23 protein-coding genes and 6 pseudogenes are annotated in these 24,724 nt (G+C 32.4%); 6 read left to right on the plus strand and 23 right to left on the minus strand.

Features of this window, described 5'->3' with window-relative positions:
* Window positions 1-835 precede the first annotated feature (835 nt).
* Window positions 836-1,939 (plus strand): toprim domain-containing protein, encoded by a 1,104-nt coding sequence (locus tag OTBS_RS16405; RefSeq protein WP_232489038.1) that lies wholly within the window; start codon window positions 836-838, stop codon window positions 1,937-1,939.
* A gap of 50 nt (window positions 1,940-1,989) precedes the next feature.
* A complete protein-coding gene (locus OTBS_RS05125) occupies window positions 1,990-2,901 on the plus strand; it encodes an Rpn family recombination-promoting nuclease/putative transposase (protein ID WP_011944584.1) in 912 nt (303 codons plus the stop codon).
* Between the two features lies 1 nt (window position 2,902).
* On the opposite strand, the pseudogene OTBS_RS05130 reads toward OTBS_RS05125, so the two are convergent.
* The 17 genes and pseudogenes from OTBS_RS05130 to OTBS_RS16425 all read right to left on the minus strand — a co-directional run bounded on the left by OTBS_RS05130 (window position 2,903) and on the right by OTBS_RS16425 (window position 15,796).
* Window positions 2,903-4,658: pseudogene (locus tag OTBS_RS05130) on the minus strand (type IV secretion system DNA-binding domain-containing protein).
* A complete protein-coding gene (locus OTBS_RS16410; protein ID WP_162097311.1) occupies window positions 4,658-5,380 on the minus strand; it encodes a tetratricopeptide repeat protein in 723 nt (240 codons plus the stop codon). The pseudogene OTBS_RS05130 and the gene OTBS_RS16410 overlap by 1 nt, the downstream one beginning before the upstream one ends.
* Window positions 5,381-5,556: 176 nt before the next feature.
* Window positions 5,557-6,987: a conjugal transfer protein TraG N-terminal domain-containing protein gene (locus OTBS_RS16415; RefSeq protein WP_232488825.1), complete on the minus strand. Its 1,431-nt coding sequence runs from the start codon at window positions 6,985-6,987 to the stop codon at window positions 5,557-5,559.
* An 8-nt stretch (window positions 6,988-6,995) separates the two neighbouring features.
* Complete coding sequence (locus OTBS_RS16420) at window positions 6,996-7,172, minus strand: hypothetical protein (protein ID WP_162097308.1); 177 nt, start codon at window positions 7,170-7,172, stop codon at window positions 6,996-6,998.
* A 127-nt stretch (window positions 7,173-7,299) separates the two neighbouring features.
* Window positions 7,300-8,600: pseudogene (locus tag OTBS_RS05150) on the minus strand (conjugal transfer protein TraH).
* Window positions 8,597-9,301 (minus strand): annotated as a pseudogene (locus OTBS_RS05155) (conjugal transfer protein TraF). The pseudogenes OTBS_RS05150 and OTBS_RS05155 overlap by 4 nt, the downstream one beginning before the upstream one ends.
* A gap of 5 nt (window positions 9,302-9,306) precedes the next feature.
* Entirely contained in the window at window positions 9,307-10,932 is a 1,626-nt protein-coding gene (gene traN, locus OTBS_RS05160) for a conjugal transfer protein TraN (protein ID WP_232488837.1), read from the minus strand.
* A 58-nt stretch (window positions 10,933-10,990) separates the two neighbouring features.
* Window positions 10,991-11,311 (minus strand): type-F conjugative transfer system pilin assembly protein TrbC, encoded by a 321-nt coding sequence (gene trbC, locus OTBS_RS05165; RefSeq protein WP_011944350.1) that lies wholly within the window; start codon window positions 11,309-11,311, stop codon window positions 10,991-10,993.
* Window positions 11,312-11,391: 80 nt separating this feature from the next.
* A pseudogene (locus OTBS_RS05170) lies at window positions 11,392-12,215 on the minus strand (TraU family protein); the annotation flags it as partial.
* A 52-nt stretch (window positions 12,216-12,267) separates the two neighbouring features.
* A complete protein-coding gene (locus OTBS_RS05175) occupies window positions 12,268-12,558 on the minus strand; it encodes a hypothetical protein (RefSeq protein ID WP_011944249.1) in 291 nt (96 codons plus the stop codon).
* Window positions 12,558-13,022 (minus strand): TrbI/VirB10 family protein, encoded by a 465-nt coding sequence (locus OTBS_RS05180; protein ID WP_011944248.1) that lies wholly within the window; start codon window positions 13,020-13,022, stop codon window positions 12,558-12,560. Before OTBS_RS05180 ends, OTBS_RS05175 begins: the two co-directional genes overlap by 1 nt.
* A gap of 111 nt (window positions 13,023-13,133) precedes the next feature.
* Complete coding sequence (locus OTBS_RS05185; protein WP_011944247.1) at window positions 13,134-13,535, minus strand: hypothetical protein; 402 nt, start codon at window positions 13,533-13,535, stop codon at window positions 13,134-13,136.
* A complete protein-coding gene (locus tag OTBS_RS05190) occupies window positions 13,532-14,083 on the minus strand; it encodes a TraE/TraK family type IV conjugative transfer system protein (RefSeq protein WP_011944688.1) in 552 nt (183 codons plus the stop codon). Before OTBS_RS05190 ends, OTBS_RS05185 begins: the two co-directional genes overlap by 4 nt.
* Window positions 14,083-14,418 carry a hypothetical protein gene (locus OTBS_RS05195; protein WP_011944246.1) on the minus strand — a complete coding sequence of 112 codons (336 nt, stop codon included), beginning with the start codon at window positions 14,416-14,418 and terminating at the stop codon, window positions 14,083-14,085. The genes OTBS_RS05190 and OTBS_RS05195 overlap by 1 nt, the downstream gene beginning before the upstream one ends.
* A 91-nt stretch (window positions 14,419-14,509) precedes the next feature.
* Entirely contained in the window at window positions 14,510-15,379 is an 870-nt protein-coding gene (locus OTBS_RS05200) for a tyrosine-type recombinase/integrase (protein WP_050897536.1), read from the minus strand.
* Between the two features lie 70 nt (window positions 15,380-15,449).
* Window positions 15,450-15,614 carry an Arm DNA-binding domain-containing protein gene (locus tag OTBS_RS18365; RefSeq protein ID WP_410517964.1) on the minus strand — a complete coding sequence of 55 codons (165 nt, stop codon included), beginning with the start codon at window positions 15,612-15,614 and terminating at the stop codon, window positions 15,450-15,452.
* Window positions 15,615-15,643: 29 nt separating this feature from the next.
* Entirely contained in the window at window positions 15,644-15,796 is a 153-nt protein-coding gene (locus OTBS_RS16425; protein ID WP_232488819.1) for a hypothetical protein, read from the minus strand.
* 1,037 nt (window positions 15,797-16,833) lie between these two features.
* Here OTBS_RS16425 and OTBS_RS05205 point away from each other — a divergent pair.
* Window positions 16,834-17,238: a hypothetical protein gene (locus OTBS_RS05205; protein WP_232488929.1), complete on the plus strand. Its 405-nt coding sequence runs from the start codon at window positions 16,834-16,836 to the stop codon at window positions 17,236-17,238.
* Between the two features lie 322 nt (window positions 17,239-17,560).
* Window positions 17,561-18,694, plus strand: coding sequence for a hypothetical protein (locus tag OTBS_RS05210; RefSeq protein WP_157866379.1), 1,134 nt, complete (start codon window positions 17,561-17,563; stop codon window positions 18,692-18,694).
* 242 nt (window positions 18,695-18,936) lie between these two features.
* On the opposite strand, the pseudogene OTBS_RS05215 reads toward OTBS_RS05210, so the two are convergent.
* Window positions 18,937-19,355 (minus strand): annotated as a pseudogene (locus tag OTBS_RS05215) (transposase); the annotation flags it as partial.
* Window positions 19,356-19,632: 277 nt separating this feature from the next.
* Here OTBS_RS05215 and OTBS_RS12195 point away from each other — a divergent pair.
* Window positions 19,633-20,385 (plus strand): reverse transcriptase domain-containing protein, encoded by a 753-nt coding sequence (locus OTBS_RS12195; protein ID WP_232489049.1) that lies wholly within the window; start codon window positions 19,633-19,635, stop codon window positions 20,383-20,385.
* Window positions 20,386-20,975: 590 nt separating this feature from the next.
* A pseudogene (locus OTBS_RS14155) lies at window positions 20,976-21,071 on the plus strand (IS5/IS1182 family transposase); the annotation flags it as partial.
* 105 nt (window positions 21,072-21,176) lie between these two features.
* Here OTBS_RS14155 and OTBS_RS05225 read toward each other — a convergent pair.
* From OTBS_RS05225 to iscU, 5 genes are read right to left on the minus strand one after another with little or no spacing between them, the layout of a single operon-like run.
* Entirely contained in the window at window positions 21,177-21,521 is a 345-nt protein-coding gene (locus OTBS_RS05225; protein ID WP_011944774.1) for a ferredoxin family 2Fe-2S iron-sulfur cluster binding protein, read from the minus strand.
* Between the two features lie 16 nt (window positions 21,522-21,537).
* Window positions 21,538-23,388 (minus strand): Fe-S protein assembly chaperone HscA, encoded by a 1,851-nt coding sequence (gene hscA, locus OTBS_RS05230; protein WP_011944775.1) that lies wholly within the window; start codon window positions 23,386-23,388, stop codon window positions 21,538-21,540.
* Entirely contained in the window at window positions 23,375-23,878 is a 504-nt protein-coding gene (hscB, locus tag OTBS_RS05235) for a Fe-S protein assembly co-chaperone HscB (protein WP_011944776.1), read from the minus strand. The genes hscA and hscB overlap by 14 nt, the downstream gene beginning before the upstream one ends.
* Before the next feature lie 11 nt (window positions 23,879-23,889).
* The gene (locus OTBS_RS05240; RefSeq protein ID WP_011944777.1) at window positions 23,890-24,264 is read right to left on the minus strand and encodes a HesB/IscA family protein; all 375 of its coding nucleotides are present in this window, start codon (window positions 24,262-24,264) and stop codon (window positions 23,890-23,892) included.
* 12 nt (window positions 24,265-24,276) lie between these two features.
* Window positions 24,277-24,702 carry a Fe-S cluster assembly scaffold IscU gene (iscU, locus tag OTBS_RS05245; protein WP_011944778.1) on the minus strand — a complete coding sequence of 142 codons (426 nt, stop codon included), beginning with the start codon at window positions 24,700-24,702 and terminating at the stop codon, window positions 24,277-24,279.
* Window positions 24,703-24,724 lie beyond the last annotated feature (22 nt).

Raw genomic sequence — 24,724 nt, forward strand, 5'->3', positions numbered from 1 at the left:
ACTAAGTAGAATGTGAAAGTTATGAAACTTAGAAAGATTCGTTAACAGAAATACTATCTCAACAATCACTCAGCAAAAATATTATACCATTTAAACGGTAAAAATACAAATAAATTTAGCGAAGGTGAGGTTCTGTATGACTGATAAAATCAATAATTCAAACAATCATAATTTAATGGAAGAATTGAGAAATAAAATAGCTTCTCATGCAGAAACCATAGCCTGTGATTTGCTTGGAGAGCCTAATAAACATTTCTCTAGACGTGGAGAAATACGTTGGGGAGATACAGGGAAAATTGTCGTCAATACTAGTGGCAAGCATGCTGGAAAATGGTATGACTTTAGTTCTGGCGAAGGTGGAGATTTATTTGACTTAGCCAGAAAAGAACGTGGCGGTGATTTTGTTAGAGCTAAGGAATATCTAACAAGCATAGTAGGAATGTCAACTTATAATGAGTCTTATCCTCGGCAGGTACATAAAGAAGCCACTCAAAATGAGCTAGCTAAAATTCGAAAAGTTCAATACTTTTATAATCAGTCTTCTCCATTATATTTTACTAATAATACTGAAGTTCAAATCGTAAAAAGATATCTTGAACAACATAGAGGAATTGATTGTTTTACAATGAATTCTGACTTGAGAGCAAGTGTAATTCTTGATAGAGAAACGAATGAAAATTATCCAGCATTTTCAGCATTTTCAAGAAATGCGAAAGGTAAAATTACTGGTGTACAAGTTGTATATTTGAATTCGCAAACGTGCGATAAGGCAGATATTTCAGTCCCTAGGAGGGCTTTTGGCAAAATTAGCGAATCGTTTGTTAGAATTACTCCATTGGCACCACATGATTCGCCTATAACAATTATAACAGAAGGCGTTGAAACAGCTTTAAGTCTAAAACAAGCAGGAATTAATGGAAAAATTATCGCTGCTATTGGCATACATAATTTCAAGAACTATCAACCATTTGAAGGAGAAAACATAATCATAGCGGCAGATAATGATGGACAAAATTCTATAACAATGAATACTGTTGATAAAGCGAAAAAAACACTCGAAAATAGTGGAGCAAAGGTGTTAAAAGTGATGCCAACACAAGAAGGTGATTTCAACGACCTATTACAAATTCATGGGGCTGAAGCTATTAGACAGATTATAATACCTGAAATTGCCAAACTTATTAAATTGAACGAAATACAAAATAAATCATCTGAAATACCTAATCAAAGTGACGTTAAAGAATTATATGCAAAATCTTTGCCCCTATACGACTATAACAAAAAGGAAAAAGCTAATGCGGAAGTAACAACAGTCAACAAATTTTTAGAAAATCATACAGAAATTTATAGTTCAAAAATCTTTGACAATCCTAATTTAAGAGCAAATATGGTTTTTGATGAAGAGACTCAAAAATCCTGGCCTGCACTCACTATTTTTGTTAAAAATGACAAAGATGAAATTACTGGAGCTAAGATATTAGCCTTGAATTCAAAAACATGTAATAAAGCGGATGCAGCTGAAAATTCTGTTGGTACAATTAGTGGATCATTTGTTGAAATTGCTCAACAAAATTCAGACTACTCTTCTATAACAATTCTTACAGAGAATATTGAAACTGCTCTAAGCATTAAACATGCTGGAGTCGAAGGAAAAATCTTATGTGCCATTGAAGCCCAAAATTTGCAAAACTATAATCCTGCCTCAAAAGAAAAGATCATTCTAGCAGTTAAAAATGACGTAAATACTGAAAAAGCTGAAAAAGTTCTAGAGGATAAGGAAGCAGTAGTCTGTACAGTCAAAAATGACTTCAATAATGTATTAAAAACTCAAGGATTATATGCTGTTAGAAATATTATCAGCCCTGAAATAAGAAAACTTAATGAAAAGAATAAATCCATACAAACTAATATACAACCAAGATTATGTCTGAAACACTAGGCAGAGTATGACGCAGCATTTTTTATAAAAAAAACTATAGGCTGAAAAATATGACAAAAAAATTAAAGCATGATTCATTGGCAAAGACAATCATGAGCGATCCAGTGGCTGCACAAGAATTTCTAGAGTATTATTTACCAAGTGATTTCAAGAGTTTAATAGATTTATCAAAAATAAAAGTAGAGCAAGAAAGTTATATAGAAGAATCGTTAAAAAAATATAGCGATATCGTCTATAAAGTTGCAACCAAAAAGCATGGCAATGCTTTTATTTATATATTAATTGAAGCTCAATCAACCGTTGATTATTGGACAGCTCTGCGGTTATGGAGATACACATTGTTATTGTGCGAAAGGCATAAGAAAGAAAAAACTAAATTACCATTAGTGTATAATTTAGTGATCTATAACGGCAAAGAAGTCTACAACGCACCTAGAAATTTGTGGGATTTATTTACCGATTCAATGATAGCTAAGCAATTAATGACCTCTGACTATCAATTAGTCGATTTGCAAAGTATGTCGAATGATGAAATTATTAGGAAAAAGCATATCGGAATGCTCGAATATATGCTAAAACACATTCATCAACGAGATATGTTAAAGCTTTGGCAAGAGTTTCTAATAAACTTCAAACATGTTTTAATACTTGATAAAGAAAAAGGTTATGTTTACCTAAGATCATTTTTATGGTATACTGATACTAAATTACTAGAGAATCAGCAACCAGAATTAGAGCAGATTCTGGCTAAGTATTTATCTGAAGAAGAAAAAGGTAATATTATGAGAACTATTGCTGCAAAATATATTGATGAAGGCATAGCTAAAGGCAGAGCTGAAGCTGCACAAGGGCTTGCAAGGAACTTATTAAAAGCTGGCTTTTCAGTTGAATTTATTGCTGAAAATACTGGGTTATCAAACGAAGAAGTGGTTAATTTAAAAGTTAGCATGGATAATTCTTGAATTAATAATTCACTAACTTAAGTTTTTTGAGCAATGTATATCCCCAAACATATGCTATATTTAAGTTTTGTAGCTTCATAGTTAGTTTTGTGATGGGAAAGTTACCAACAAGCTTTACATAACATGTAAGGTCTGGTAGATTCATAATTTCAGATGGCATAACTAAAAGCTTTTTACGCTCAACATTATTCATATTTACTCCATCTCGCATAGTATTTGATCCATATGACAAGTTCTCTTGAGTTTCAATAATTTCTTCCTCACCTAGTGTTAATGCTGATTTATAAGCTGTAACCTGATCGCTAACTCGAAAAATAAATTTACTATTAAACAAATCAAGCATAGAAGCACATTCAGCAGAACCATATATTGCTTCTAATTGATGAATGTTCTGCAACCCAGCAACAAAGCAGCCTCCATACTTTCTACTTTCAGCTAAAGCAACTGGTAAAGATGAAACTTTTTGTAGAGCTGGCAGTTCATCAAGTATAAACCATATGTTTTTGTTATCATGATTAGGATTTCTACACATCAAAGCTTTGATAGCTATACTTATCCATGCTGAAATAAGTGGCTGTAAAGTAGCTCTTTGACTTGGAGTAGCTGTGATAAATAGCCATCCAGTTTCAGCAGAATTACTAAACCATTCCTTGATGCTAAAATTACCTCCAGGCTTTAAATATTGTAGCGAAGTAATATTCTTTCCAAGAGTAGATTGAATTCCCGCAGAAGTTTCAGGCGCGCTTTCGCTTATAATGCCTGATACAGCGGTGTTTCTAAAAGCTTTTACAAATTGTCTATTATCAGAGTAAATGATTGTATGAATTAATTTTATGATATCTTTGTCATCCTGATATAGCTTCAATGCTTCAGACAAGACTAATTCAGCATTTTTAGCAAAAAAGTCATCGATTCTATGGGTATAATTACTAAAACTACTAGCTATATCATGAAAATCAGCTGCTTCAAAACAATCGTTCCAAGGCAACCATTGCTCGCTATTTTTTTCCAAAGGATTAAGCAGCTTATCACATTTAGAATCAAAAAATCTATCAGTAAAAGCTCCAGTAAGGTCTATAATTATTGCTCGATCCTGTTGTGATCGAATTTGTGGTAGCAGTTCGTTAAGCATATTAGTTTTACCAGTACCTGTTGTTCCGGTAATAAGAATGTGCAGCCTTTCACTATTCTTTACTAATGGCAAGCCTCCAAAACAGATTTTCGAGGCCTTTTTAGCGCTTTTTAGCATTTTAGCTAGATTTCTCTCTCCGTACAAAATCAGCACCTCTAATTTTAGCCTTAATAATCGTTTTTTTACCTTGAGCCGTAAAGAAAACAATTGAGATTATCACACCAATAGCAAAAACAATTAATCCTTCTAATAATGCTGAATTGATTAGGAATTCCCATAATTGCTGTATTTTAAATCCATGTTGACCTGTATAAAATTCATGTAGAAAGTCCTGAGCATTGAGGTGTATCCATTTTTTAAACCTTAAACTATAAAATACGATTCCTATTTGATCGATATCATAAAAATGTTCACCAATTGTTAGCTTAAGCTGTACATATCGCTCAATCGCAAAATAATACAAACTGCTCAGAAAAACTTTTTGATATAATCGACATATAATCCAGAATATCGATAATCCTAACCCAATTGTAAAAACATTGGCACTACCTTGCCCAAACATTCTTAACTTATGAGCAAATAACTGCGATCCCCTTGTGAAATTGCCTTGATTCTGAAAATTCATCAAGAGTATTTTTTCAAAATCTGTAGTTTTTGCTCATACTCTTTTACTCCAGTAAAATTCTCTAATTCTGTTAACTTTTTAAACATTGCTTCGTATTCTGCAATGATATTAGGATTATATTTAATAGCTAAGTTAAAATTCTCCTTAGCTTTTGAGTACTGTCCTAAACTTACTAATGAAATTCCTTTTTCAAGATAGTTTTCAGCAAAATTAGGTTTGTACTTAATAGCGATAGCAATGTCAAAATTTTCTATCGCTTTTTGGTGTTTACCTAATTTCTCAAGAATCATTCCTTTATTATAATAAATATCCGCACAATTTGGATCATATTTAATAGCTATGTTACAGCTTTCTATTGCTTCAGAATATCTATTCAATAAGCTTAATATATACCCTTTATTACAGTATGATTTCACACAACTAGGATCGTATTTAATAGCTAAATCAAAATGTTCTATTGCATTCTGCAATTGCCCTAAAAATGCTAAAGTTAAACCTTTATTAATATAAGCTTCTGCATAATCTGGTCTATATTTAATAGCTATATCATAGTTTTCGATTGCATTTTGAATGTATCCTAAATTCATTAACGCTATGCCTTTGTTATAATAAGCTTCTGGATTATCTGATCTGTACTTAATAGCAATATCAAAATTTTCCATTGCATCTTCATACTGTCCTAATCTAGCTAAAGAAGCTCCTTTATTGTTATGTCTTTCCACTCCTTCAACTTTAACTTGTGCAAAAAATGCTCTACCACCAGCACTAGCACTAGTTCCACTACTTTTACTGTGGCTACTACCTGTATGATCAGTAGTAGCAATGCTACTAGAACCAACCTCCTGTAGAGCTTGAGATTCACTATCAGTGATGCTTATAGACTGAGCTTCATCGTGAGTTATCCTGTCGGCTCTATTTCCATGGTAATGGAGTTTCCTGTTGAAATAAGATTGGCCTCTCTTTTTGTCAGTGAATCAAGAATGCTCTGAGAGTGCGTAAACTGGTTTTGATATCCAGCTTGTAGCATAGCAGAAGCTCGGAAGTTATTTCCCAATGAATCTACGTTTTCATTTATAATTTGTCGACCATCAGCCGTTGTAGTGACTGTTCTACCACCATCATTGATAATATTAGCCATATGTAATGAAGGAGCTAGGTTTTGTTGAGAGATAGTTCTATTGCCTATGCTGTAATTATCCATACTCAAGTTATTGTCGACTATGTTACTGCCTAAGCTGCTAGCAACTGGTATAGGAGAGAACTGGCTGGCCAAGTTAGCTGTAGCATGAGCACAAGCTTTTATCACTGCCCAAGAAAGCATTGGTATCGATGATGCAAGCATTTGAAACGTCGCATAGCTATATAAAATCATCTCTGCGAAGCTTCCTTGCGATAGCATATTCAAGCCATAATCATTACCAAAAGCTCCAGATTTACTGGATAAGCTGATCATTCCTAGGCAATGGATTATTGTAAAAAATACTGGCCAGCTGCTGACCCATATTATTAATAGAATCCAGGTTTTGAGTATATTGTAGCCGCCAGGTAATAGGCCCATTGGAAATACAATAAAGATCATTGAGACTACTAATGCAAAAAAAACAGATTGTAAAATAGGCATCATGTGAGCAGCCATTTCGCCAGCTACTAAGTACGAAAATGACTGTTGAAATAGCCCTCTAATTGCATGCATACTAACTAAATTAGAATAAATTCTTGATAACGAAAACTTCTCACGCCAGTCATCATATGACTCACGATTAGCATTAAGTAACATCGCTTGCTTCATCCATTCATGAATATCTTGTTGCTCTCTCTGTAAATATTTTAGTGTGTCTCCAGTCATGACTTTTAGTCTTTGACTTAACATATTTGACTTATCAGATTGAACTCCAATCGCAGCTGCAAACTTTGTTAGGAGTCCTTCATTTAATTCTTTATGAATTGCCGCTTTAATCAATGGAGTAGCTTGTCTACAGGTCTTGAAACTAATGGCTAAATTACTAGGCTCGCGATAATAAATACCAAAATTATTAGGTATATTTTGCTCGATAAATCCTATAATGTCGTTAGTTTGTTGAGCAGCAGCTTTTTTACCTAGAATATTGCCTATGATGTAAGGCTTCATAAAGCATTGTCTAAGGAATTCCTTCGTATTAGTTAAAGTTATTGGATCCTGTATTTGCACATCTCGAATCTTAGCTACAGCCTTAGCTCCAAACATAATACCAGTTTTTCTGCTCGATAGTCCTTCATAAGCTGGCAAAAGATGCTGTTCCAACATTTTAGATACAAAGTAACTCGTTTGCGATGAAAGAGAAGCAAACATTGCAATACTTATGGGATATTATCAACCTTTACTGGCGCACTCATTGATACTTCATCCTTCAGCCAAACAGTAGATTTGGGGGCAAATAACAGCGTAAAAATAAATATCGATGGAAAAAACCATTCCCATAGCAAAGATGCCGATATTTCCTCTAAAAATAGCCCTAGTAGCAGCCCATATGCCACCAATAGTCAAGGCTAAGTGACCCACTGGAGTGAAGTATTCGCTATTTGAAGCAAAGACCTCTGCCTATGCCATTAAACACATGCCATAACAGATCTCCACCACCAAATGTGTATATTACGTAATCCATTAACTTTTCTCCTTCGCTATTAAATGCTGCTCTATTAATCTAGCCCTTTTATCTATTCGACTTGCATCGGTTTGTAGGCTAGTCCATTTTTCATTTGCAAAAAGTTGTACTCGATTCAATTCCTTCAAATATCTTTCTAAATGTTCATTCGAAACTTGCTTAGCACCTAGTGAAGTAACGGCTCTACGTATTTCGGTGATTACTTCCTTCAAATGCTGAACTAATGTATAGCTAGCTATTAATTCTGATGAGATCTCTAAAATTGTGACTCCAGAAATAGCTTCTAATGTGATATAATCATAAATTGGAAATATATCTCCAATCGAAGATAAAAAGGCTATTTCAGAGTTGCTATATTCAGAATTCTTATCAAACTTATTTTTTAGATCAGTCAATTTTTGCTTAGCTTTACCTGCATAAGACTGCTCTGGTGATATTGTGATATTTCGTTGTAGGCTTGGATGCAGGCAACTAACACTATCACAGCTGTAAATTGAAGCTGATTCTCCACCTTTTAAATGACTAATCCAACTTTTTTCATCCTGAGCTAAGGAGTCAAAAAAGTACACATTATTGTTTGTAACCACGATAGTGCCAGTCATAGACATGATTGAATCACGCATATTTGATGGTATTCCAACCTTTGCTGCTGCTTTAGTGAAGATGTTATAATCATCCAGCATAACTCTGAATCCTTATTTTGTGCTTGTCGCAGAGCTTGTTTTTGATCTAAATAATTACGACATTTTTTACCAGCAGCAAAATAATCAAACCCGCTTTGTGACTGTATATCACGGCAAACAGCTTCTCTCATAGCTGAGTTTCTTGGTAAAGCTGTAGCAAATAATGCTTTTGTTAATTTGCAATCTCCCTTAGCAAATTGATTCATCTCCATTGCTAGATTACGTAAGTCTTTGAGAGCATTCTCAATTTGAGGAGCAAAGGTTTTTAATCCTAATGAAAAAGCATAGACTTTAGCTTGAGAACCAATGTTTTTCATCAATTGAACTAATTCTTCTCCAGAAATAACAGAGAAGCTACCAAGATAGGCATCAATACCGCTACAGCTCATGTTTAAAGATGGTGGAGTTATAGCAAATGGCTGAAATGATGTTTGGCTTGTTCTGGCAGATAATCCGCCAGCCGCATAATATCCAGCCGCTTGATCTTGATATGATCCAGATCTTGTGACATTAATACTCATTCCTTGAAATACGTTTTCGATATTCCAAGCTAGTGATACTGGAGCTTGTAGCAATAATAGCATTGTAATGGCATAAACTCTGATTTTGGTGCTCATGTAGTCTCCAACTTATGATAATATCTATCGATTGCTAGAATATTGTCGATAATTTTATCTTCAGAGATTATGCCTCTAGCTACTGCATATATTTTTTTACCATCGCTAGCTACTGAATATAATACAGGTACAATATGCTTAGGATTTAGTTTATTAAGCAACTCATTATTCTTACTGACAGCTAGCAACTGAAATGCATATTTATTAGCAAAGCACTGAACAATAGGCATAAAGGCCTTACAGAGCAAGCAATCTTGTTTAACTTGCAAAATCAATCCCCAGTTTTTAGCAATGTTTTTGAGTTTGAAATCATTTTTTTGCTCTGATTTTTCTTGATATAGCTTTCTATGTAAGCTATTAGCAGGCTCATTAGCATTAATCAGTTGGTAATCAAGTAGAGTAGCTAGTTGCCACATAGTAGCAAACTTATGAGCCTTCTCCATGATTTGCTTCTGCAATCTTTGAGCTGTAATCACATTTTCGAGCGTTGGATTATCCAGCGCTATACGCTAAGCTCGATTAAATCGCTCCTTTAATTCCTCGATTCTCTGGTCATGAGGCCTACTCATCAACTTAGAATTAGCAGCAGAGTCATCAAGCTCATGACCATGTTTATCATTGTACCATAAAAATCTTGTTGGTGAAGCATCAACAGTGGATAAATGACTAATTAATATCATAAACATTAATAATCTGCTCATTTAGACTAAGTTTGTTGCATACGATGAACTTTATCTTTGATTCCTGCAATAATGTCTTTGTTCATGCTGTTTTGAGCCTTAGTGAGTATATCTCCAAATAGTTCATCCATATTGATTTTAGTGAAATCAACTTTTTGTAACTCTTCAACAGTAAGGCCTCTACACTTTGGACATTCAGGTGTACCAAAGTTCATTTTTAGCTGTTTTCTTGCTTCTTCCTGAAAAATTCTTGCAAGTTTCGACTGAAAGCAGCAATAAGTAGACTTTCTAGCTAAGCAAATACCTAATATCGGAATTCTTGAAGAACAGTAGGTTCCAATATAGTAGCAGTAACCTTTTTTCCTATATAAAGCTAATTCTTGTTCCTTAGACTTACATTGCGATAAGCCTATATCACGCCCCCAGCCAGTCATTGAAGAGCAGCAATTCAAAAAACTAAATACATCTTTTTTGCATTTTCGATGTTTACCTGAAAATACAGAAACGGGATTTGTTTTAATGTCCTTGCTCATCTGATTTAGCATCGCTAGATGAGCTACTTTAGCTATATCTCTATTTGGTATAATAGTTGGAGTGTTGCAATTACCTCCTAAACAAAAGATTGAGTTATTATGCAACGATGAGTGTAGCATTGTTTGCTTCTCAGTTGAACAGCTATAATCGTGCTGCCATAGTAAACAAATATTTGCTACTGATTTTTGGCAAGTGCTGTTTTTTAATTCACAATTCTGAATTTTAAGGTGTTTGCAGCCATCTTTTGGATCGCTAGTACAAGAAAAAAGAATCTTTTGTTTCCAATATGGACGATTGACTTTAAACTTGTCAAAAAATACTCTATCACCACCATCATAGTTGATTCTATTGACCTCATAGCATTCATTACTCTCAGTTAATTGCTCAAGTTCAGGGTTTAAAACTTGCCAATATTCTGCTACTTTCCTTAGTTCTTGAGTCTTATCTCTGTAGTCATAGTGAAGTATACATATTTTTTCATTTACTTCTAATAAAAAATTTCTACCAATATGGTGTATAGATACACCAAGCCTATTAGCAATAGCCCATTTCATTTGTTTTACAATTGCTTCGGGATCATCTACTAGGCAGTATATTTGTGCACCTAATTCATCATCATAGACATCGCTACGACTCTTAAGCCAATTACTATGATTCTCCTTTATTTCTTCTGTTGCAAATTCCATTTGCCGGTTTTGCCAAGAAAGCCATACATTCTCTAATCTGCACTCAACATTTAATTCTCGAATAAGTTCAATGTTAAAATTACTACCTTCATTACAACTTTGAATAATTTCAGTATTAGTTTTACTTGTTTGAGTTACGAAGTTACTGCTATCAAGGGCACTTAAAGGATCAGATTCAATTCTCATTGAATTAGCTATCATATAATTTTGATCGTTGATATTATGTTGAGTTAAGGCATTGTTTTTACTGTTTTCAGCTTGAAATAACATTGCCCCACTTTCTGTACCAAGCTGATTACGGCCATGGTAGGTTAAATCCTCATCATTGTTAGGATAATTGACATTACTACCTTGATGAAATAATTCTTGTGTATTTGAAGAATTTCCAAGATTTACATTATAGTTGCTAGCTTCATTATAACTGCTTTGCATTGAAGCTAAACAACAGCTAATATTGAGCACTATCAAAAAGTTAATATAGATAATAATCTCATTGAGTATTCTCATTCATAATTTCTAATGCTATTGCTAAAGGAATATGGCCAGTTAATTTCTTGGTTAATCCTCTTTTTTCATCATCTATTACTATCACAGGAACAACATCAATTTTATATTGTTCAAACAAGCTAGGATCTATATCGAAGCTAATACCAAGCTCCATAGTTTTATTCTTTGTTTGTGTAAATGAGTTATTAATTAACCCACGCATAATCAATTGAGCTCCAGCCTTTTGAGATTCAGCAAAATAGCTTTTTAAAGCCTCATCACTCATTGAAAATGAGACAAAAATAAAAGTTTTTTGCTGGCCCAAAAAAAAGCATTAGCATTATTAACAAATAATAAAACCATCAACATCATTACTCGTATAACCATATTCCTCTCTAACCCTTATCAAAGCAAACAACAATCTCTTTTTCGCCAAATCAAGTAACCAAAATCTTCACCATTAACTGGAAATTCTCTTCCAGCCTGCCATGTAGCTTCTGTTTGGCCTATGCTCTTGCAGGATCTGGTTTCTGGAATCGGATAAGTCATTTGTAGTCGATACTGACTTTTCTTCATAATAGGCATGGGATACTTGCCACATAAGCCTTTATAACCATAATATCCCCATAACATCAGTTGCCTATGCATTCTAGCCATAAACTTACTTACCATTAATACAGATGTTCCAACTCCACCATTATGCGCCGCAGCTGTTCCAGTAAAAGGGTAAAGCATTCCTTGACATTCAGCACACCAAAAAGCATAATCACTTGCTAATAAACCAGCGCCACAACTCATGCAATCAGCTATACATGCTTGATAAGCAGCTACATTTTGAAACAACAGCGTTTCTGGATTTAAAATCGCAGATTTAGCGTCATCACTCCATAATGGATCAAACTCTGTTAAATATGCTATATCGACTGCAGCCATTTCCAGACAAATAAAATCAAGCAAAATTTCCAGCCAATAAATCACAGGATAGACATACCAATGAATGTGATAAAAAGCACTTCCTTCAGCCTCATCTTTCATGCCTTTTTGAGTAGCACTTCCAAATGACAAACCTCCAAGACTTACCATACACATTGGCGACTTTGTAACATCTACAAGGCGTACTGGCTCCCAAAATCCTACCGGAATATACCAGGTACAGGTATTGGAATCCCTGGCTTAGGACAAAGACATATAAGTCTACCAGAAGCATTAGTATCAGGCATTGAAGTGTTTGTAAAGTACAGAGATATAGTAATTTAACCTATATTATCACATAAATCATTTTTAAGTTGCAATATCACTCATTTTTGGTTTTTTAGGTGAAGTGTTAACAACAGCTACACCTTGAACTGCTTTAGATCGCTTACAGTATAGAACACAACGCCTTTTTGATTTAATTTTTGATGTTTCAACTTTCTCAACATTATCAGGGTCAAAAACTCCTTGAGCAGCCATTTTCTTTATTTCATATAAAGACTTACATTTTTGCCCTTTAGGAATTTTACAATCAAAATTACTTTCGAAAAAGAAGCTTGTTAGGCTCATACAGCCCAATAGCAATAATAAAAACTTCATTATAAATGCTCCTCTAACTTTTGTGATTGGTCGAATTTATTATGCAAATTAACTTTTTCATTGTTAGTTGATTGTGAATAAGTTAAATTATGTGGCTTCTTCTTGTGCTCACGTAAGTCAAAACCTTTTTTAAATACAACATCGATGACTCTACCTGACGCAATAAGAACGACTGGGCTCATAGAATCAGCTTGTTTTATAGCAAAATCAGCTAGCTTATCAAAAGCATTACTAGCTCCAGAGTAAGCTCCAGACTGAAGCGCATCTCCAATCTGAAACTCTTGTTGTTGATGACCTCCAGCTACTAGGTTTAAAGTTGGTAGCATATCAGGTTTAATAGCCTTAGCTTGTAGAAACTTAGCAATATTGCTAAATACTCCATTTAATGCAGCCATGCTTGCTATGTTAGACGATTTATCTACCACGATTCCTTTAATTCCAGAACGTCCATCTTCACCTATCAACCAGCCTTCCGCCTTGTTTTCAATAATATCTCCATAATGAAATTTTACTTTGAAGCAGTTTTAATATGCTTGATGCTGAGCTTAACAAGCTTTAAAGTAAAAACTAGCATTTTAAGCTAATTTTATTTTTCCTTTTGAATTATCCTTTTCAGCTTCTTCTGTAGCAGCATTAATAAGCGTTACATGGCTTGGAGTTTTTGGAGTAAAAGTTAACATTAAATCTTGAATTGTTTTGTGTTCTCCTATTACTGTTAAATAAAGCTTCTTTTCTTCTTCTCGTGGAGCAATAAACAAACATCCAGACTCATGAACTACAACTTCGGCTGCATTTTGAGGATACATAAAAATATCATTGATTTTTTCATCTTTAAGATTAATTCTTGTTGGCCCACTATCAGAAATCTCAAGCTTCAGCAAATTATCAACTTCTAACTCATATTCTACCGCATATACATCACTAAACTTGACTAAAGCAATAAACCCTATCATAAACCTCAAAATTCTAATACTCATTTTTTTATTCCATTCTCTTTAACGCCAGTTAACAACAAAAGGTAATTAGGACTTCGCTTGTAAGTCAAAAGGTAAGTCTTATCGACAGCTATATGTTTACTATCGCTAAACCAATAACGAAGCGTTCCACTAATTAATACTCCATCCTTTATCACTTCAACCTTCTTCGGAAAAAAGACTGAAGACACATTTGAGCCTTTAACAAATTGCAAGTGATCATGAAAAAATTTATTTAAAGATTCAGTATTACTAGATGCAACTTTCATGTCTGCTATTTGTCTTTCTACCTCATTTGGAGAAGTAGTAAATAAGAGTTTCGTTACATAAATTGCCCATTCCTTTAAATAGGTTTCATGGTAATTTTTTGATGAAACCATCATTTTACGATCAGGCTCCATTGCTGGAATTAATAACCACTTTTCTTCTTTGGTAATTGCAGCCATTATCGCAATTATATTAGCTGCAGCTAGCAATATAGTTACTGAAAGTAAGCATTTATTATATTTAACCAGCTCTTGTATAGCATTTTGCTTAAAGAGATGATTCATTACTTGCCAACTTTTTTGCCCAAAAGCCTTGGATATCCTAATGGAGCTGGCAATAAACCTTTAGCTACTAAAAAACTTTTTAGCAAAAAATTCTCAGATACCTTCTTAATTTTCTTAAAGCAATAACATAGAGCAATTCCTCCAACCATAAAGGCTAGGCCTAATTTAGCATGCCTGCTGTTTAGTAGTACAATTCCTGGAGCTACTCCAGCTAGCACTACTCCCCATTCGTCAATGCTCAAACCCATATACTTCAACGGCCTCGATAATGCCCAACATAATTTTTGATTTTGTATAATTACCTTCAGCCTCAATTGTAGCATGAGATTTCTCATTCTGCTACTGCGATTTTCAAAAATTTACAAAATCTAATGTAGAGTAACTACTTAGCTAAGTTGTTGTCAATTTTTCTTCTCCGCAACTTAATTATGGCACTATTCCAGATAGTATCTCGTTCAAACAAACATTGGTACCGAATATACTCAGCATATTTTCGACAACTTTATTTGTAGCAATTGTTGCCTTATCTAAACTATGTATAGTATAAATTTTAGTTATATTAGTATTACTATGTCCTAATATTTGAGATATTGTATCTAGTGTTTCACCATTATTTTTCATCCAAGTTGCAAACGTTCTTCTAAGATCATGTATTGTTACATTCTGTATTCCGGCTTTTTTTCGAATCTTAGCCCATGCTCGATGCATTGTTGAACTTGATATGTGTTTACTATTGTCTGCTGAACTTGGCAATACCCATTCACTTTTTGAGCATAGTTTTCTGGTTTGCAATACTTCTATTAATTTATCAGCTAACCCTATATATAGAGTTTTACCATTTTTACTCTTAGTTTTTGGTATACACCATATTTTTTCGCTAAGGCTTATCTCGTCCCATCTCATTCCTGATACATTACTTTTACGTGCTGCAGTGAATAAACTTATAAATGTAAAAATTTTTCCTGATCGTTCTGCTCGCTTTTGCGATTCTGTTAATTGACTATTTCCCTTTTCTTTTAGCACGGCCATAAGTCTTCTCATTTCTTCATTTGTTACATATCTAGATCTTGATTCTTGCTTGTGCCTTTTTATTCCACATACAGGATTCTTTTCTAATAATCCCCACTCTATAGCCTTATTAAATATAGGGCTTAACAGTTTTAGAATACTGTTTGCTGTTACATAGTGTTTCTTTGCTGTTTTTTCGTCAAAAAGCTTCTGAATATCTTCTTTGGTAATCTCAGATATCTTTGTATTGTATAAAGATTCTAGATATCTCTTTACTCTTTGAGCCATTATTTTCCAACTTTTATGATAAAGACTACTATATTCAGTATATTTTACATGCACCTGTCCGAATGTTAGTTCATTCTTTAATTTTAAGCCTCTTCTCTCTTTTTTCTCTTCTTTCTTTATTTATCTTCCGTCTTTCATCCATTGGATTTATTCCTTTAGCAATATCACTTTTTAACTGCTGTATCTTTTTTCTAGCTTCTGCTACCGTTAGATCTGGAAAATCTCCTATTTTTATTTTTTATAATACATGCCATTAATGTTTATTCATAAATATAGTCTTCTAAATCCAGTATATGATATTATAAACAGTAAGTTCCTTTGTGTTATATCTCTAAACTTGATTATTTTTTCTTCTTTGGTTGGTACTTTTATTTTATTTAATGCTGCTTGTGTAAATTTAAATACTTTTACTGGCATATTTATCACCCTTCATTAATTTAAAATTGAAGTAATTAAATAATAACTTATTAATTTTTAAAATTAGCTTAAACTTATAGTCTGTAGTATGGTTTTTATTGAATAGCAAATACTTTTGTAAAAATAAAAAATATTTTTAAGCGACGTTATCAATTGAAGGTTACTCTAAGCTTATCAACTATAAATTCAAGTTGCTGGATTAAAAATTAGCACTTCAACTAGCCAAATATTAGACATAAATTTACGTTATATTTCCGCAATTAACATCAAGATATTATTGTCATATTGACAAATAATATTAATACAGCTACAGTTAAATTCATGTATCAACTCAAACGAGAATAAACTACATAGCAGATTTTATAAAGCTTATAAAGCTCATAATAGCTCTTAATCTAACTTATTTCTTCTAGTTAGTTAAATCATCTTAAACATGAAAGGTATGTAATATATACCAGTCTCTTCTCCTTTCAGATAATGCATTAATACGGCTAATGGTAGCAATATTCTAGGCCACAGTTGTATTATCCTACTATAGCTTGGTAAACAAAAGTATCCTTTATACTTATGACGCAAGTAATATAGATAATAATTTTTAAAATCCTTGCATGGAGACAAATAAAAATATATCGCTATTGTTAATAACTCAGCTAAGGACAACTTTCCATCTCTCTGTTTCTTTGATTACTACTTGGTATTAATCTCTTCCTTTCCTACTCTTGATATATCTTGCAAAAATTGTCTATTAAATAGTATACCGTTATGATACATTTTTTCATGTTGGGTTATTCCTTTTTTATTTAAATTTTCTTTTTAACTCAACATCCTCTCTTTGTATACCTTTTATTCACTACCTTTTATACTCTTACTTATCCTAAATTGGCGTTAATAACGAAATATTATCCTGTGTATACCATTGTTATGCATTTCAGACTTTCTATTATCCTAAATTAGCGTTAAGCTATATTATCATCTCTTTACTTTTTCTGAGGTTCTGTTATTAATATAGTAAATCTTCAAAATATTGGGTGAATAAAATGCGATATATTGAATTCAAAAGTACATGCATGAAAAAGTTAAATAATCTTTCAATTGAGAGGAAGAAAGCACAGCAACTTGTTAAGTTCGCAAAAATAAACTTACAAAATATACAAAAAAAGAATGAGGAATATAATAAGAAATTTTTGGCTGAATTAGTCACTGACATGACGCAAGGATATAATGATGATCAAAAAATTAAACGTATGGAGAGTAAGATAGAAAAGTACTCAAGTAAGTTTAAATCTTTAATGCAGAAGGATCAATCTGGAAGTAGAAGTAAGGATTTAGATTATGTAACTAATGAAATATCAGAATGTGCAATGAAAGTTCGTTTAGCATTTGAGGAGCAAGTAGTAAAGTACTGCGGAGAAGAAAATCTTATCAATGACTGGGACATGTGAGTAGACATCTTTATAAGAGATGAATGAATTACAGGATGTCTTTTTTGTGATAGGTAAGCTTATATGTATCAATAAAGTGTCTTCTTAAATTAAGAAATATATAGAGTAATTCTCAAAATTATATAATTACTGTTTAATTTAGTGTTTTATGCCAGTTAAAGTGCTTTATGCATAATTTGGCTTAATTTACTATAATATAAGGTATATTTAGTTAATTATCAACTTAAAATTTAACCTAAAAAGCCTATCAATTAATTCTTAATGTAGTGTAATTTAATAAAAATAAGCCAGGAGCTGCGCAAAGATGCAAGCAATATCATATATGCTAGCTACTATAAGTTATTGTGGTTATGTTACTTATAACAAATTAATTCATGGGCCTTTACTAAGTGCTAATTTGGCTATTCATGAAAATTCATGTATTTTTACTAAAGGAACAAGTAATAGTTTTGAATGTGATGGCATTAGAAAATTATTATATATATGTGAGCGTATTAATTGTAGCATACTTAATAAAAAACTGCATTTACTTGAGCTAAATGCATCAGCAGAAAAAAAAATTGATGATGATTTCAAGATCAATAGTTTTTGTTCAGCAAATTCACTAGTTTGGATTGATAATACTACAGTTTTTAATAAAGTTCATAAAGCATATTCTATGCCTATAATAGATTCATTGTCTAGTGCTTGTATTTATCGCCAAACAAAAGTACTTTCTTTTTCATCTTATGAACGGCACAATTTTCAATTGTGGTCTTTAATACGTGGCAGCGTTCTAGAAAAAATAAAAAGTGTATTAAAAAGTGAAAGTATAATGGATAAGGATATGCATCCAACAGAATGGCAAGCGTTTTGTTCATTTATGGATATATTTTTTGTTGAACTTAATCGCAATCCATCTACCTTAATTACTTTCCCAATGTGTTTTGACTTATATGATTACCTAACTGCTGATGGACATACAGATGATTTAGAAAATTTTATTATTGCCCATGGCTTGCGTTCAGACAGTACAAGCAATCAAGACATTTTACGTTGTATAATATTAAACTATTTTCCAATGTCTATGGTAGGCGCTGTAGGTTCTAGCATATACTTTACTTGTAAGATACAGAAAGTATTAGAAACTAATAAATTAGGACAATATTCTCACCACTATGATGCACGTGGCGAGCAGGATCAGCAACAGCCATCACTTTGGCATATAAAAAAGTTTATCAGTCTTGAAAAGAAACTTGCGAAAGCATATAGCTCTTTTCATGATATTGATGAAACGAGTAATGTATCCACAGCAATGACCAACTTTGCAAAAGCGATAGATGACTTGCTTTGTGATTGGTATGGAAGTAATGATATTGGCGATAGTTTATGCTCTGATGCAATAGCTGATGGCAATATAGGTCGACTAGCAATAACTGGAATTGCGACAAGCATATATAGTAGTTATGAGGATTAAGATACAAAAAATAGTGAGACGTTTTAAACAATAGTACTTCTTACATAGCATTCAAAGATTAAAATTACAAATGATTGTTTAGGATAAGAAACAGTTAGAAAGGTATAATCTAAAATGCCTTCAAAGGAAAATATTTTGTTAAACTTTTAATACATTACACTAAATACAATCTTAATTCAGAACTATGTAGCTAACAGGTACAGTTCAATGTTTAAGACTACTGTGTTGTTATAAACGCCAAATTAGGATAAGGGATTAGAAGATGAAGAAGAGGAGATAAGATAGGGATTAAGTTTGGAGATAGAATAAGAAGCAAGAGAAGCAATTATATGAACAAAGAAATTAATAGGGGAGCGATGTCGAGTATGCTCTAAATGCATATGTTTTTTTAGTACATTAAAAACAGACTCAATTAAGGAACGTTTATTTAATAAACGCTTATCATCTATGTCCAATAAATATGTTTTCATATCTTTGCGAAGATTAGTAAATAAACGTAGACCATTGGACAACAGTTGATGAAATAACTCTTTAGATATGTAAGCTTTATATCACCAAACAATTTACCAGATAAGCCTTCAGAAATAACTAAAGCTATAGATAGATCGCTTTTATTGCCTTTAGTAATTTTAACTGACATTATTTCACCTTTATTATTGATTTAAAGATGTTAGAAGAACAATATAAGGAACTCGATAGCAAGAAAAGCGATAGGAATAGATGGTATAACCAAAGAGGATTATGGTAAGAAATTGAAAGCAAATCTGCTCTCGCTTCTTACTAGGAATTTGCAATGGGAAATATCAGGCTAAACCTGCACGAATAACGGAAATTCCAAAAGAAGATGGAGGCAAAAGACCTTTGGTAATATCATGTTTTGAAGATAAGATAATCGAGTCTACAGTAAGCAAGATACTAAACTCTGTGTTTGAGCAAATATTCTTTTAAAGTATTCATATGGATTTCGACCTAAATTAAATGCACACGATGCTTTAAGGAAGTTAAATAGACTTACGTATAACTTCAATAAAGGGGCTATAGTAGAGATTGATATAACAAAGTGTTTCAATACAATCAAGCATTGTGAGTTGATGGAATTTCTAAGAAAGAGAATATCTGACAAGAAATTTCTAAGACTAGTTATGAAACTGATTGAAACACCAATCATAGAAAATGGTACTATAGTTACTAACAAAGAAGGTTGTCGTCAAGGATCAATAGTTTCACCAATCCTGGCAAATGTCTTTCTGCATTATGTTATAGATAGCTGGTTTGCAAAAATCAGCAAAGAAAACTTAATGGGACAAACAGGAATGGTGAGGTACTGCGACGATATGGTATTTGTCTTTGAAAGGGAAGCAGATGCGAAAAGGTTTTATGATGTTTTGCCTAAAAGGTTAAATAAGTATGGGCTAAATATCAATGAAGCTAAATCACAAATGATAAAATCTGGTAGAGACCATGCTGCAAATTTAGCCCAACAATGCAGGAAGATCGCAAGTTATAATTTTCTTGGATTTACTTGCTATTGGAGAAAATCAAGATTTGGCATAACATGGAGACTAAAATATACCTCAAGGAGAGATCGTTTTACTGAGAAACTGAAAGGACTGAGAAAATATTTGCGTGCTCAGCTAAACAAGCAAGATAAAACACAAACATTATCACAAGTCATTAGAGTTATTAGGTGAATGGATCAACTATCATGGTATATCGGATAACAAAAGACGAGTAAGTTCATTTATCAACCAAAGTAAACGGGCAATATATAACTGGTTTAATAGAATGGGAGGAAAACGTAAGATGAATTGGAAAAGACTAACCGAGATACTTAAAAAAGTAAATTTTCCTAAAATTGGAAAGATTGTCTCAATGTTCTAGACAACAAATAAGGCATAATGCTTATCTTATTTTTGAGAGCCGGATGCGGTAATTCTGCAAGTACGGTTCTGAGGAGGGGCCTAATTGAGCAATTGGTTAGGTCTACTCACATAGATTTAATTTGATCTCTGGCATTTATAATTTTGATCTACCTTAACCAGTTTCGAAAGAGGTCTATTAGTTTTATTACTCTCTTTCTTAAATCATATGAATATGCTGCTTCCATATTTCTTATTCTCTTCTTATTTTTACCGCTTTTCTCTCCTAATGTAACTCCCTTTTTGTTTTATGCTATATCTTGAGCTTCTCGTTTCCTTAATTAAGCACGATGTTGTTCTAAGTTGGAGCATATTGAGGTAAAACTCTTACATTAGACCTCTTTCGAAACTGGTTAACGTAGTTCAAAATTATTGCTGATAAATATCGAAATAGACGTGAAAGATTCGGTCTTAGATTTAATTTGATCTCTGGTATTTATAATTTTGAACTACGTTAACCAGTTTCGAAAGAAGTCTATTTACTACGCTTAATTTTTTAAATTTGAATGATCTTCCCATTTTTCTACTTTCTATCTGATCTGCTGTCTTATATCAAACTTTAGTTATAATAAACTCACATTTCTAGTTGCTATTGGTAGTTTGACAATTAATCCGTCAAGTTCCTCTGTAATAATAATTTGACACCCAAGCCTAGATGTATTAGTTAGCCCAAATGCTAAATCTAGCATATCTTCTTCCTCTTCAACAGGTAAAGGAAGTTTTTTATACCAACCTGGATCAACTATTACGTGGCAAGTTGAACATGCTAATGAACCTTCACAAGCTCCTTCGAGGTCTATTTTATTATGGTGAGCTACTTCTAATAATGACAGCCCAATTTGGGCATCAACCATTTTTTCTTCTGTATCATTAATTATAAAAATAACTTTTACTGTTTGTGGTATCATAATAGCAATTAAAAATCTACTTTAGTTTATTATTTAGTAATTTATCAATGTTTTTACCTTGTAAAGCAAGTTTTAAACTACTGTTTAGCAAAAAACTTTTAAAATCTTCAAGCTGCTTAATACCTTCCTGAATTGCACTTATATGACCTGATTTTATAGATTTTTGTAAATGCTGAATGACATTTTCAATTAAATTCATATTGTCTGGAGAGATTAAGTTTGTATTTTGAGCTATTAATTGGTTAATATTGTTAATCATAAAATTAGCTTTAGTAATCGCTTCATTAAGCTGTTTCTTGTTATAATCTAAAAGATTGTTCTGATAAGCATTTTCTAAAATTTTATTTACTTCTTCTCCGCTGATATTCAAAGCAGATTTGATGGTAATAAATTCATATATTCCAGTTCTTTGCTCACTGGTACTAACAAATAACAAACCATCAACATCAATAGCAAAAGTAACTTCAACACTAATGCTACCAGCAGGACCTAATGGTAAATTGCTTAACGTAAATTTTGCTAAAGATCGGCAATCAGCTGCCATTTCTCTTTCACCTTGTACTATATGGAAGTTTATTGCTGTTTGATTATTTGCATAGGTAGTAAATTTCTTAATAATTGCAATTGGTATAGGAGAATTTCTTGGAATTAAAATTTCTGTTATACCTCCCATTACTTCTAATCCTAATGATAGTGGAACTACATCTATTAGTAAATGTTGGTTTGATGAAGTTAAATTTTCAGCTTGAAGAGCTGCCCCAGTTGCTACTACCGTTTCAGGATTTAAATCAGATAATATCTGTACTTTAAAGGTTTGTTTTAATAATTTTTTTATTAAAGGAATATTGCTACTTCCTCCAACTAATATTATGCCTTTTAACTGTTCGCTTATTTTACTTTCTTGGATAACTTGATTAGTAATGTGGATTGTTTTACTAATAATATGACTTATAACTTGTTCAAATTCTGTTCTGGTAATATATAACTTAAGATTTTGGCCATTATATTTTATTGTTTGATTAAAAAATTTATTGTTAGTTAAGTGTTCTTTAGCTATTTTGCAATGCTCAGTAATTAATACTAAAAATTCAGTTGAAAGATGATCTTGGTTAAGAGTCAATTTATTACAAAGATAGTCTCGAATTAAATAATCAATATCATTTCCTCCAAGTTGATTATCTCCTCCTGTAGCAATAACTTGAAAAATTTTATTCTTGATTTTTAGAAGTGAAACATCAAAAGTTCCGCCTCCAAAATCATAAACTAAATAAACACCATTTGAACCTTTATCAAGTCCATATGAATATGCTGCAGCGGTAGGCTCGCTAATTAATCTCAATACATCAAGATCAGCAATTTTAGCTGCTTGCTTTATGCTATTACGAGCTGCATCATCAAAGTGAGCTGGAACTGAAATAACAGCCTTTTTTATTTTTTGATTAAAATACTGCTCTGCTTGCAACTTTAGCTGATTAATAATTTTAGCAGATATTTCTATTGGACTAATAGTTTTATCGGCAATTTTTAAGCTAGTAATATTAGTATTTTTAACTAACAATTCTTTAATTTCTTGTCCAATAGCGCTAGAATTCAATATTTCTTCAGTACTTTTACCTAGTAATCTTTTAACTGATGTGATTGCAATATAATGTTTTTCTTTACTTCCTATAGATATAACATTGCCTTCATGATTAAAACTAACAATAGAAGGAAGCTTGTTTAAACCTTGAGAATTAGCAATAACATATGCCTTACTATTAATTGAATGAGCTACTAAAGAGTTAGTAGTGCCAAAATCAATACCAACTACAATCTCTGAAGTATGAATTGATTGGTTTTGGGGTTCTTCAATGTTAATTAGAGGCATCTCTTAGCCTATGATTTATAATATTTATTAAATTCACCCAATACTTTAACTCCATTGTTTTTACTGTTGCTGCCTCATAATTTCTGCTAGCTAATAAAGACTCTAGCTCTGTAGTAGTGTTATTATAAGATACGTTTAAAATATTCTGTAATTTTTTTAATTCAGTAACAGTATTCATAGCATTTAACCTAGTTTGAAATGAAAAAATTTTTTCCAAAAAATCAATAGTTATTACTGATTTAAGATTTGGCGCAGTTAAATCGATTCCTTTCAGGTTTAGAATATGTTCAGCTCGAGTATATGGACATTTTAATGTTTTATATGCTAGATTTAAATTACTGGATATTTGTAAATATTTATTTTTTTCTTCAACATTTTTAACTTGGTCGGGATGATACTTTAACTGTAACTGAAAATAATTATCTTCAATATTTTCCAAAACCAAACTAAAAGTTTCAGGTAAGTTCAATAGTTGAAAATAATTTATCATAGTAAGTATAATTAAAAATTTGCAGATTTACCACAACCACAGCGATTTTTTTCATTAGGATTACTAAACTCAAATCCTGAATTAAATTTACCTTCAATATAATCCATTGTAGTTCCAACTAAATAAAGTATCGCTTTTTGATCAACTAGCACTGTTACTCCCTTATCTATAATAACTTCATCAAAATCTCCCTTAACATCAGCATATTCTATATAATATGAATAGCCAGAGCATCCTCCTGTCTTAATGCCTACTTTAATGCCTAAAGATGGTTTCTCTCGTTTAGCAAGCAATTCTTTAATTCTTTTAGCTGCCCGACTTGAAATAGTAATAACCTGCTTACGAGCTTCATTAATTTGTAATTGTGAAGAATTAATAGCACTCATAATAAAAATTATTTATGTTTTATTTTGCTTAGACTTGTAATCAACAATAGCTGCCTTAATAGCATCTTCAGCTAACATTGAGCAATGCATTTTAATTGGCAGCAATGCTAAATGTTCAGCAATCTTACTATTTTTAATTTGCTCTGCATCACTTAAAGATTGAGATTTTATCCATTCAGTAACTAAAGCACTTGAAGCTATTGCTGATCCACAGCCAAAAGTCTTAAATTTTGCATCTTCAATTATTCCGTGATCATTTACTTTAATTTGCAGTTTCATAACGTCGCCGCAAGCAGGAGCACCAACTAATCCAGTGCCAACTGATTTATCTGTTTCATCAAGTGATCCAACATTAGATCTATCTTCATAGTACTTTATAACTTCTGAACTATAACCAGCTGTACGAGTACCTGTAACTGTTTTTGCATCATTATTCATAATATTTTTTTCCTCTTATTGA

Source organism: Orientia tsutsugamushi str. Boryong (assembly GCF_000063545.1).
In the GTDB taxonomy this organism is placed as follows: domain Bacteria; phylum Pseudomonadota; class Alphaproteobacteria; order Rickettsiales; family Rickettsiaceae; genus Orientia; species Orientia tsutsugamushi_C.

Excerpts from the sequence above, each read along its gene's own strand:
- OTBS_RS05125 (WP_011944584.1), top strand. The coding sequence starts at position 1,990 with ATGACAAAAAAATTAAAGCATGATTCATTGGCAAAGACAATCATGAGC.
- OTBS_RS16415 (WP_232488825.1), bottom strand. The coding sequence starts at position 6,987 with ATGTTTGCTTCTCTTTCATCGCAAACGAGTTACTTTGTATCTAAAATG.
- traN (WP_232488837.1), bottom strand. The coding sequence starts at position 10,932 with ATGCAAAGCAGTTATAATGAAGCTAGCAACTATAATGTAAATCTTGGA.
- OTBS_RS05175 (WP_011944249.1), bottom strand. The coding sequence starts at position 12,558 with ATGAAGTTTTTATTATTGCTATTGGGCTGTATGAGCCTAACAAGCTTC.
- OTBS_RS05185 (WP_011944247.1), bottom strand. The coding sequence starts at position 13,535 with ATGAGTATTAGAATTTTGAGGTTTATGATAGGGTTTATTGCTTTAGTC.
- OTBS_RS05190 (WP_011944688.1), bottom strand. The coding sequence starts at position 14,083 with ATGAATCATCTCTTTAAGCAAAATGCTATACAAGAGCTGGTTAAATAT.
- OTBS_RS05195 (WP_011944246.1), bottom strand. The coding sequence starts at position 14,418 with ATGAGAAATCTCATGCTACAATTGAGGCTGAAGGTAATTATACAAAAT.
- OTBS_RS05200 (WP_050897536.1), bottom strand. The coding sequence starts at position 15,379 with ATGGCTCAAAGAGTAAAGAGATATCTAGAATCTTTATACAATACAAAG.
- OTBS_RS16425 (WP_232488819.1), bottom strand. The coding sequence starts at position 15,796 with ATGCCAGTAAAAGTATTTAAATTTACACAAGCAGCATTAAATAAAATA.
- OTBS_RS05205 (WP_232488929.1), top strand. The coding sequence starts at position 16,834 with ATGCGATATATTGAATTCAAAAGTACATGCATGAAAAAGTTAAATAAT.
- OTBS_RS05210 (WP_157866379.1), top strand. The coding sequence starts at position 17,561 with ATGCTAGCTACTATAAGTTATTGTGGTTATGTTACTTATAACAAATTA.
- OTBS_RS05225 (WP_011944774.1), bottom strand. The coding sequence starts at position 21,521 with ATGATACCACAAACAGTAAAAGTTATTTTTATAATTAATGATACAGAA.
- hscA (WP_011944775.1), bottom strand. The coding sequence starts at position 23,388 with ATGCCTCTAATTAACATTGAAGAACCCCAAAACCAATCAATTCATACT.
- hscB (WP_011944776.1), bottom strand. The coding sequence starts at position 23,878 with ATGATAAATTATTTTCAACTATTGAACTTACCTGAAACTTTTAGTTTG.
- OTBS_RS05240 (WP_011944777.1), bottom strand. The coding sequence starts at position 24,264 with ATGAGTGCTATTAATTCTTCACAATTACAAATTAATGAAGCTCGTAAG.
- iscU (WP_011944778.1), bottom strand. The coding sequence starts at position 24,702 with ATGAATAATGATGCAAAAACAGTTACAGGTACTCGTACAGCTGGTTAT.